Origin of the sequence: Streptosporangium canum (assembly GCF_900113865.1) — a bacterium.
Classification (GTDB): domain Bacteria; phylum Actinomycetota; class Actinomycetes; order Streptosporangiales; family Streptosporangiaceae; genus Streptosporangium; species Streptosporangium canum.
On record NZ_FOQY01000006.1, the window covers coordinates 368,547 to 377,851 of the forward strand.

At 72.7% G+C, this 9,305-nt stretch carries 11 protein-coding genes; 4 read left to right on the forward strand and 7 right to left on the reverse strand.

The genetic code is table 11. From position 1 onward, the window contains the following. Nucleotides 1-21: 21 nt before the first annotated feature. Together BM085_RS47175 and BM085_RS12330 are read right to left on the reverse strand one after the other, a co-directional pair. Nucleotides 22-120: a putative leader peptide gene (locus tag BM085_RS47175; protein WP_342742877.1), complete on the reverse strand. Its 99-nt coding sequence runs from the start codon at nucleotides 118-120 to the stop codon at nucleotides 22-24. 133 nt (nucleotides 121-253) lie between these two features. Next, nucleotides 254-1,294: an LLM class F420-dependent oxidoreductase gene (locus BM085_RS12330; RefSeq protein WP_093887156.1), complete on the reverse strand. Its 1,041-nt coding sequence runs from the start codon at nucleotides 1,292-1,294 to the stop codon at nucleotides 254-256. A 177-nt stretch (nucleotides 1,295-1,471) separates the two neighbouring features. Between BM085_RS12330 and BM085_RS12335 the strand changes: the two genes are divergently transcribed. Next, on the forward strand, nucleotides 1,472-2,371 hold the full coding sequence (locus BM085_RS12335) for an endonuclease/exonuclease/phosphatase family protein (RefSeq protein ID WP_093887119.1): 900 nt from the start codon (nucleotides 1,472-1,474) through the stop codon (nucleotides 2,369-2,371). 64 nt (nucleotides 2,372-2,435) lie between these two features. Here the strand turns inward: BM085_RS12335 and BM085_RS12340 are convergent, their stop codons facing one another. From BM085_RS12340 to BM085_RS12355, 4 genes are read right to left on the reverse strand one after another with little or no spacing between them, the layout of a single operon-like run. Further along, entirely contained in the window at nucleotides 2,436-3,032 is a 597-nt protein-coding gene (locus tag BM085_RS12340; protein ID WP_093887120.1) for a nucleotidyltransferase family protein, read from the reverse strand. Next, nucleotides 3,029-4,135: an XdhC family protein gene (locus BM085_RS12345; protein WP_093887121.1), complete on the reverse strand. Its 1,107-nt coding sequence runs from the start codon at nucleotides 4,133-4,135 to the stop codon at nucleotides 3,029-3,031. The genes BM085_RS12340 and BM085_RS12345 overlap by 4 nt, the downstream gene beginning before the upstream one ends. Next, entirely contained in the window at nucleotides 4,128-5,423 is a 1,296-nt protein-coding gene (locus tag BM085_RS12350) for a vWA domain-containing protein (protein ID WP_245789276.1), read from the reverse strand. The genes BM085_RS12345 and BM085_RS12350 overlap by 8 nt, the downstream gene beginning before the upstream one ends. Beyond that, nucleotides 5,407-6,303: an AAA family ATPase gene (locus tag BM085_RS12355; RefSeq protein WP_245789277.1), complete on the reverse strand. Its 897-nt coding sequence runs from the start codon at nucleotides 6,301-6,303 to the stop codon at nucleotides 5,407-5,409. The genes BM085_RS12350 and BM085_RS12355 overlap by 17 nt, the downstream gene beginning before the upstream one ends. Nucleotides 6,304-6,352: 49 nt before the next feature. Between BM085_RS12355 and BM085_RS12360 the strand changes: the two genes are divergently transcribed. Together BM085_RS12360 and BM085_RS12365 are read left to right on the forward strand one after the other, a co-directional pair. Continuing rightward, a complete protein-coding gene (locus tag BM085_RS12360) occupies nucleotides 6,353-7,693 on the forward strand; it encodes a TrkH family potassium uptake protein (RefSeq protein ID WP_093887122.1) in 1,341 nt (446 codons plus the stop codon). Next, the gene (locus tag BM085_RS12365) at nucleotides 7,686-8,354 is read left to right on the forward strand and encodes a potassium channel family protein (protein ID WP_177245075.1); all 669 of its coding nucleotides are present in this window, start codon (nucleotides 7,686-7,688) and stop codon (nucleotides 8,352-8,354) included. The genes BM085_RS12360 and BM085_RS12365 overlap by 8 nt, the downstream gene beginning before the upstream one ends. Before the next feature lie 29 nt (nucleotides 8,355-8,383). Here BM085_RS12365 and BM085_RS12370 read toward each other — a convergent pair whose 3' ends face one another. Beyond that, entirely contained in the window at nucleotides 8,384-8,845 is a 462-nt protein-coding gene (locus BM085_RS12370) for a hypothetical protein (RefSeq protein ID WP_093887123.1), read from the reverse strand. Nucleotides 8,846-8,943: 98 nt separating this feature from the next. Between BM085_RS12370 and BM085_RS12375 the strand changes: the two genes are divergently transcribed. After that, nucleotides 8,944-9,305, forward strand: a 362-nt coding sequence (locus BM085_RS12375) for a response regulator transcription factor (protein WP_143120897.1), incomplete at its 3' end; no start/stop codon positions are given.

Consider the following 9,305-nt stretch of genomic DNA (forward strand, 5'->3'; position numbering starts at 1 on the left):
ATTGGGGAGCGGGGGCGTCGTTCAGCGACAGAGCTGGCTACTGAGCCGGCACAGGTCGACGTGCAGCCGCTCGACGAGCCACACGATCACCGGGGAGAACCTCACGGCGGGGTAAAACATCCTCAAGCGATACGTATATTCCGATTTGTCATGTGATCCACATCACAGCATGGACCGGAAGGCCGCGGCAAGAGGCCGGAAAGCGAGAAAAGGGGGCCCCGGCCGGAGCCGGGACCCCCTCCGTCCGGAGGCGTCAGGAGGCGAGCTCCCTGACCCTCTCGATGAGCCGGACGCGCTCGTCGTGGGTATGGCCGAGCGGGGCGACGTTGACGGTCGTGACGCCCGACTCCCTCATCGCCTGGAGGCGGTCGCGGACGTGGCCCTCGGAGCCGATCAGGGACATCTTCTCCAGCAACTCCTGCGGGACGAGCGCGGCGGCCTCGTCCTTCTTCCCGTCGAGGTAGAGGTTCTGGATCTGCTCGGCCTCCTTCTCGTAGCCGTACCGGCGGGCGAGATCGTTGTAGAAGTTCTTGCCCTTGGCGCCCATGCCGCCGATGTAGAGCGCGGCCATCGGACGGCCCAGCTCCAGCCAGTCCGACACGTCGTCGCCGATGGCCAGCGCCGCCTGGGCGATGACGTCCAGCTCGCCCAGGGACGGGTCGCGCCGGGCCTTGCCCGCGGCCAGCGAGGCGCCCCAGACGTCGGCGGCCTTCTCCGGCATGTAGAAGATGGGCTCCCAGCCCTCGGCCAGCTCCGCGGAGAGCTCGACGTTCTTGGGGCCGATGGCGGCGATCACGATGGGGATGCGGTCGCGGACCGGGTGGTTGATGATCTTCAGTGGCTTGCCCAGGCCGGTGCCCTGGCCCGCGGGGAGCGGCACCGTGTAGTGCTTGCCCTCGTAGGTCAGGCGCTCGCGCTTCCAGACCTGGCGGCAGATCTCGACGACCTCGCGGGTGCGGCCCAGCGGAGCGGTGTACGGCACGCCGTGGAAGCCCTCGATGACCTGGGGGCCCGAGGCGCCCAGGCCGAGGGTGAAGCGGCCGTCGGAGACGTAGTCCATCCCGGCGGCGGTCATGGCCAGCAGGGTGGGCGTGCGGGAGTAGATCGGCAGGATGCCGGAGGCGATCTGCAGGCGCTCGGTCTTGGCCGCGATGTAGCCCATCTGGCTGACCGCGTCGAAGCTGTAGGCCTCGGCGACGAAGACGATGTCGAGGCCGGCCTTCTCGTAGTCGGCCAGCGCGGCCACCGTTTCCTTGAAGCCCCCCGAGTAGTTCAGGGCCATACCGATACGCATCCTGAGATCGTCCTTCCGCGCGCCCACAGAACCGAATGATGTTCCGTTGTCTCCGGTGCAAAGGCTATCGACTCACCGCCGAAGCACCAAGCCCCCGCGTCCTGGCCACGGGGCCGGTAGCGTACGCATTTCGGGGCAGGGGAAAGCCCTCCGGGGAGCGGGCGGACGAGGAGCGGCGTGCTGAGACGGTCGATCATCGCGGTGGCGGGGGTGCTGGCCCTGATTCTCGGCGGCCACCGGCTCCTGCCGGAACTGGGCGGGTTCACGCCCGTGCTGGAGAGCCTGCTCCCCTGGCTCGGCGTCGCCGTGCCGGTGCTGCTGGTCGTCGCGCTGTTCACCCGCTCGTGGCAGGTGATCGTCGCGGTGCTGGTCCCGGCGGCCGTATGGGGGGTCATGTTCGGTCCCGCGCTGCTGCGCTCCCCGCCGGGCGGCCCGAGCGACCTGTCGGTGGCCACCGTCAACGTGGGGGTGACCAACGCCGCCTCGGGCCGGGCCGTACGGGCCGTCTCGAAGGGCCGGGACCTGATCGCCGCGCAGGAGCTGACCCCCGGCGGGCCGGCGGCCAAGGCGCTCGGCGAGCGCTTCCCGCACCACTACCAGGTCAGCACGGTGGGTCTGTGGAGCCGCTTCCCGATCGTCGAAGCCCGCAAGGCGGACATCGGCCTGGACTGGGTGCGGGCGCTGCGGGCCGTGGTCAGGACGCCCAAGGGGAAGCTGACCGTCTACGTCATGCACCTGGCCTCGGCCCGTCCCGGCAAGACGGCCCAGCGCGACGAGACCCTCGCGCACGCCCGAAAGATCATCGACAGGGACGAGAGCGAGCACCTGCTCCTGCTCGGCGACCTCAACACCGCCACCACCGACCGCAAGCGCTCCGGCCTGGTGCCCCCGCTGTCGGACGCCCAGCAGGAGGCCGGCTCCGGCTTCGGATTCACCTGGCCGTCGTCCTTCCCGCTCACCCGTCCCGACCACATCCTCTACCGCGGCCTCACCGCGACCTCCGCGGGCGTCGAGCCGGCCGCGGGCAGCGACCACCGCGCCGCCTTCGCCTCGCTGCGCCTGGGAGAGGGCTCCTGACCGCGCCGCGCCGCCTCACCCGCGCGGCGCGGACGGCGGCGCCCGGCGGGACCCGCCCGCGGCCTCAGCGCGCCCGCAGCGCGGACAGATCCGCCGGGGTGTCGATGTCGGCGGGGTCGCCGGCATCGTCGCAGGGCACCGCGACGACCAGCTCGGGGTGGGCCCGGAGGAACGGCCGGGCACCGACGTCACCGGTCGCGAGCGCGGCGACCTCCTCGAAGTGCTCCCTGGCGATCAGCACCGGGTTCCTCGGCGCTCCGCCGTAGGTGGCGACGGCGACCGAGGCGCCGTCGCGCGCGGCCCGGATCAGCCGCTCCACCGCCCGCGGGCCGATGAACGGCTGGTCCACCAGGGCGATCACCACGTGCCGCGCGTCGCCGGGGAGCGCGCCGAGGCCGACGCGCAGCGAGGAGCCCATCCCCGAGCGCCACCGCGGATTCCGTACGGCCACCGCCCCGCGCACCTGCGCGACGGCGGCTCCCAGCACGACGACCACGGGATGGCAGCCGCCGTCGTGGAGCAGCCGGACTCCCCGGTCCACCAGCCGCTCGCCGCGGAACTCCACCAGCGCCTTCGGCGTGCCGAGCCGCGAGCCCGAACCGGCCGCCAGCAGCAGCCCCGCGGTGAGCGCCCGCGTGGCGTCCTCCCCGCGCGCGGTCACGGCCGGCCCCCGTCCCCGTGGATCCGGCCGGAGCCGTCGGTGAGGGGCTGCCCCGAACCGCCCCAGCGGAGCTGGATCAGCTCGGCGGCGATGGAGACCGCGGTCTCCTCCGGGGTCCGCGCCCCCAGGTCCAGCCCGATCGGGGAGCGGAGCCGTTTCAGCTCGGCCTCCCCCAGGCCCGCCTCACGGAGCCGCGCCAGCCGGTCCTCGTGGGTGCGGCGCGAGCCCATCGCCCCGACGTAGCCCGCCGGGGTGCGCAGGGCCACCTCCAGCAGCGGGACGTCGAACCGCGGGTCGTGGGTGAGCACGCAGATCGCGGTCCGCTCGTCCACGGTGATCGAGGTCAGGTAGTCGTGCGGCCACTTGACGATCACCTCGTCGGCCTCGGGGAAGCGCTTGGCCGTGGCGAAGACCGGGCGGGCGTCGCACACGACCACGTGGTAGCCGAGGAACTTGCCGATCCTGGCCACCGCGGCGGCGAAGTCGATCGCGCCGAAGACCAGCATCCGGGGCGGCGGGGCGAAGGAGTGCACGAAGACCGACAGCTCGTCGAGCCGACGCTCGCCGCGGGAGCCGTACCGCCGGACCCCGGTGAGCCCCTGCGCGAGCATGCCCCGCACGTCGTCGTCCACCGCCTCGTCCAGCCGCGTCACGCCGAGCGAGCCGGAGGAGCGGTCCGGCCAGATCACCCTGCGGGCGCCGATCGCACCCGGCCCGGACAGCACGGTCGCCACCGCCACCGGCTCGCGCTCCCGCACCGACGCGGCGATCGCCCCCAGCTCGGGGAACGTCTCGCGCGACACCGGCTCGACGAACACGTCCAGGATGCCGCCGCAGGTCAGGCCGACCGAGAAGGCGTCGTCGTCGCTCACGCCGTACCGCTGCAGGACCGGCGTGCCGGCGGCGACCACCTCCTGGGCCAGCTCGTAGACGGCCCCCTCGACGCAGCCGCCCGAGACGCTGCCCTCGGCCTCCTCGCCGAGCACGGCCATGGACGCGCCCGGCGGGCGGGGCGCGCTGCGGAAGGTGTCCACCACGGTGGCCAGGCCGAACGTCTGCCCGGACTCCCACCACCGCACGATCTGCGACAGCACGTCACGCATGCGCCCCTCCCAGCAATCGGGCCAGTTCCTCGAAGGCGGCCAGGCTGTGCCCGGCCACGAAGTCGTCGATGTGGGGCAGGGCGGCGCGCATCCCGGCGGTGAGCGGCTGGTAGCCCCGCTGCCCCTTGTGGGGGTTGACCCAGATCACCCGGTACGCCATCCGGGACAGCCGGGCCATCTCCGCGCCGAGCAGCGAGACGTCGCCGCGCTCCCACCCGTCGGAGGCGATCACCACCACCGCGCCCCTGGCGTCGTTCAGCGAAAGGAACCTCTTGAGCTCCTCCCCCAGCCGGGTGCCGCCGCTCCAGTCGGGGATGGCCCGTGAGACGGCGTCCATCGCGGTGGCCGGGTCGCGGTGGCGCAGCTCGGCGGTGAGCCGGGTGAGCCGGGTGCCCGCGCTGAACACCTCGGTGGCCCGGGGCTCGCATCGGACCAGCGCGTGGGCGAGCCGGAGCAGCGTGTCGGCATAGGGGGTCATGGAGCCGCTGACGTCCACCAGCAGCACGACCCTGCGGGGCCTGGTCCGGTGCGCGCGGTAGCGGAGCCGGGCGGCCTCCCCGCCGCGCCGCAGGGTCTCGCGGATCGTCGCCCTGCTGTCGAGCCGTCCCCGCTGCGACGGCCGCAACCGCCGTGACCTGCGCTGCTCGCGCTCGGCCCGGAACACCGCGAGCAGCCGGCGCACCTCCGCCAGCTCCGCTCCCGTCATCTTGGCCACGTCCCGGTTGCGCAGCACCTCCGCCGCGCTCGCGCTGGCCACCGGGGCGGGGCCGTCGTCGCCGCCGGGGGCGCCGGACATGGTGGCGGTGTGCCGGGTGACGGTGATCGCGGCCGGTCTGGCACGGCCCGCGCGCAGCCCGCCGAAGTAGGCGTGGAAGACCCTGTCGTAACGCGGCAGGTCGTCGGCCGAGGCGCACAGGGTGAACCGGCCCGCCCAGTAGACGTCGCGCGGCTCGGCGGCGTCCAGGTGCGACAGCGCGCGCAGCAGGCCCTGGGTTCTCTCGTGGTCGGCGGGGACCCCCGCCGCGCGCAGCGTCCTGGCGAACCCGGTCATGACGGCGACCAGGTCCCCCGCCGTCCCCGGGCCGGGCGGACCGCCCTCCCGCCGGCCGGGCCGGTCGGGGCCGTCTCCCACCCGATCACGGCCCTCAGCCCGCCGGTCGGGGCCGTCTCCCGGCCGGTCACGGCCCTCAGCCCCCCGGTCGGGACCCTCGCGCCCCCGGTCGGGACCCTCGCGCCGCCGGTCGGGACCCTCGCGCCCCCGGTCGGGACCCTCAGCCGCGGAGGTCACCGAGGATCCCGTTCCCGAGCACGGTCTCGTGGTCCTCGCGGTGCTTGAGCAGGGCGCCCAGCGTGGCCGCGGCCAGGTCGGGGTCCAGCTCGCGGGCGCCGAGGGTCAGCAGCGCCTCGGTCCAGTCGATGGTCTCGGCGACTCCGGGCGGCTTGACCAACCCCGCCTCGCGGAGCCGTCCGGCCGCCCGGGCGACCTGCTCGGCGAGGGTCGCCGAGCAGGCGGGCAGGCGCCGCAGCAGGATCGCCACCTCCCGGTCGAAGGAGGGGTGCTCCAGCCAGTGGTAGAGGCAGCGCCGCTTCAGCGCGTCGTGCACCTCGCGGGTGCGGTTGGAGGTCAGCACGACCACCGGCGGCCGCTCGGCCCGGATCGTGCCGAGCTCCGGGATGGAGATCGCGAAGTCCGAGAGCACCTCCAGCAGGATCGCCTCGAACTCCACGTCGGCCCGGTCGATCTCGTCGATGAGCAGCACGCTGGGCTGGGTCTCCACCGCCTTGAGCAGTGGCCGGGCGATCAGGAACCGCCGGTCGTAGACCTCCCCCTCCAGCCGGGCCGCGTCGGTGACCCCGCCGGCCTCGGCCGCCTTGAGATGCAGGAGCTGGCGGGCGAAGTCCCAGTCGTAAAGCACCTGTGGCCCGTCGAGCCCCTCGTAGCACTGCAGCCGGATCAGCGGCGCCCCCAGCACCGTGGCCAGCGTCCTGGCCAGCTCGGTCTTGCCGACCCCGGCCTCGCCTTCGAGCAGCAGCGGGCGGCCCATCCGCAGCGCGAGGAACGCCGCCGTGGCCAGCCCTTCGCCCGCGAGATACGCCTCCCGGTCGAGCAGCTCCGCCAGCTCCCCGGGCGACCCCACGTCCGACGCCTCGATTGTCCGCCTCAGCACCACCTCAGGCTACGCCCGCAGGTGCGACTTAAGCGTATTCTCACCCTCTGTGAAGAACCTGGTCCGGCAGATCAACACGCCCTCGAGAGTCGTCGTGGCCGCCTTCCTCGCGGTGGTCCTCAGCGGCACGGCGTTGCTGTCGCTGCCCATCGCGGTCGAGGCGGGCCAGGAGGCGACGTTGACCTCCGCCCTGTTCACCGCGACCTCGGCGGTGTGCGTCACCGGGCTCGCCGTACAGGACACGGCGGCGCACTGGACGTTCTTCGGCGAGACGGTGATCCTGGTGCTGATGCAGATCGGCGGCTTCGGGATCATGTCGCTCGCCTCGATCCTCGCGGTGGTCGTCTCCGGCAGGCTCGGCCTGCGCGCCCGGCTCAACACCCAGGCCGAGACCAAGACCCTGGGGCCGGGCGACGTGCGCCGGCTGCTCGTGGGCGTCGCCAAGGTCACGCTGGCGGTGGAGACGCTGATCGCCGTGGCGCTCACCGCCCGTTTCGTCATCGGGTACGGCGAGCCGTTCGGCCGCGCCGCCTACCACGGCGTCTTCCACGCGGTCTCGGCGTTCACCAACGCCGGGTTCACTCTCTGGCCGGACAGCATCATGCGGTTCGTCACCGACCCATGGGTCTGCCTCCCGCTGGCGCTGGCGGTGGTCGCCGGGGGCCTCGGTTTTCCGGTCTACGCCGTGCTCCGGCAGAACTGGCGCCATCCGGCACGCTGGTCGCTGCACGCGAAGATCACTCTGGGGATGACCGCCCTCCTGCTGTTCGGCGGGGCGACGGCCATCACCGTCACCGAGTGGAACAACCCCGGCACGCTGGGGGCGCTCTCCCCCGGCCTGCGCATCCTGGCCGGGTTCTTCCACAGCGCCATGACCCGCAGCGGCGGCATGAACTCCGTCGACACCTCCCAGATGAGCGAGAACAGCTGGCTGATCAGCGACGTGCTGATGTTCATCGGCGCGGGCAGCGCGAGCACCGGCGGCGGCATCAAGGTGACGACGTTCGCGCTGCTCGCCTACGTCATCCTGGCCGAGCTGCGCGGCGAGCCGGACGTCACGGCCGGGCGCCGCCGCATCCCCGAGCAGCTCCAGCGGCAGACGCTGACCATAGCCCTGCTCAGCGTGGCCTCGATCGCCACCGGCACATTCGTCATGATGATGGTCACCCCGTTCAAGCTGGACCGCGTACTGTTCGAGGTGGTCTCCGCGTTCGGCACGGTCGGCCTGTCCACGGGGATCACCCCTGACGTCGGCACCAGCGGGCATCTGGTCCTGACGGTCCTGATGTTCATCGGCCGGCTCGGCCCGGTGACCCTCGGTGCCGCGCTGGCGCTGCACGTCCAGACCCGTCGGTTCCGCTATCCGGAGGAGCGTCCCCTCGTTGGTTGACAAGAAGAACCGCGGCGACGCGGTCGTGGTGATCGGGCTGGGCCGGTTCGGCGGCGCGCTGGCGGTGGAGCTGGTGGGACGCGACGTCGAGGTGCTGGGAGTCGACAACGACCCCAAGAACGTCCAGGAGCTGTCCGGGCAGCTCACCCATGTGGTCTGCGCCGACTCCACCGACCCGGACGCGCTCACGCAGCTGGGGGCCGCCGAGTTCGGCCGGGCCGTGGTCGGCATCGGCACCGACATCGAGGCGAGCATCCTGACCACCTCCATCCTGGCCGACCTCGGCGTGCCCGACATCTGGGCCAAGTCGATCAGCCTCCAGCACAGCCGGATCCTGGAACGGGTCGGCGCCCACCATGTGGTGCAGCCCGAGCACGACATGGGCGAGCGGGTCGCGCACCTGGTCACCGGCCGGATGCTCGACTACGTGGAGGTCGACGAGGACTACGCTCTGGTCAAGACCAAAGCCCCCCAGTGGGCGGCGGGCAGGACGCTGGGCGAGCTGGGCATCCGCAAGAAGTACGGGGTGACCGTGGTCGGGATCAAGAAACCCGGTGGCAGGTTCACCTACGCCACCTCGGAGACGGTCATCGACGGCGGCGCCACCCTGCTGGTCGCGGGCGACACCGACAAGGCCGAACGGTTCGCCGAGGAGACCTGAGGCCGGCCGGGCGCCCGGCCGGGGAGGTCTCAGCCGGGAGGGCGGGAAGTGGTGGAGTGGGTCGTCACGGCGGGTGACCCCGCCAGGCAGCTGACCCGGATCGTCGTCCGGTCGCCGCCGGAGGCGAACTGGACCGAGACGGCCGGCGAGGGCCCCCGCTCGACCCTGCCGACGCCGTACCCCTGGGCCGGGCTCCAGGAGAGCAGGACGGCCTGATCGGCCTCGCAGGCGGTGACGACGGACCCTTCGCCGTAGGAGAACTCCCTGGTCGCCGCGCCGGGCCGAGGTGAGGCGGGGCCGGCCGGCTCGGCGAGCGCGGGGCTGCCGGCCGTGCTGACCAGGGTGCGCTCGACCTCGTTCAGCGTCATGGGCTGGACGGCCTGGCCGGTGATGTGGACACCGATCAGCGACACCGCCCAGGTGGTGGCGACCGTGGTGAGGGTGGCGGCGGCAAGCCACCCGCCCAGCCCGAGCAGGGTGTGCCCGTTCACTGAACAAACGTCTCATCAGCCCTGTTAACCCCCCGCCAAGCGGGCCTCACGACGTGGTTAACACAGCCGGCCGATTAGGGAAAGGTTAGCGTGATGACGTGGCACAGTTGCTCCTCGTCGAGGACGACGCCCAGGTCAGGTCCGCGCTGACCCGCGCGCTCACCGAACGCGGGCATGCCGTCACGTCCGCTTGCGCGGGCATGCCGGGGCTGACGCGGGCACTGGAGGACCGGCCCGACCTGGTCGTGCTCGATCTGGGCCTGCCCGACCTCGACGGCTGCGAGGTACTGCGCATGCTACGCGCCGTCAGCGCCGTCCCGGTCATCGTGGCGACCGCGCGCGACGACGAGCCGGAGATCGTCCGGGCGCTGGACGCCGGAGCCGACGACTACGTCGTCAAGCCGTTCAGCGCGGCCCATCTGGACGCCCGGATCCGGGCCGTGCTGCGCCGGGGCAGGGA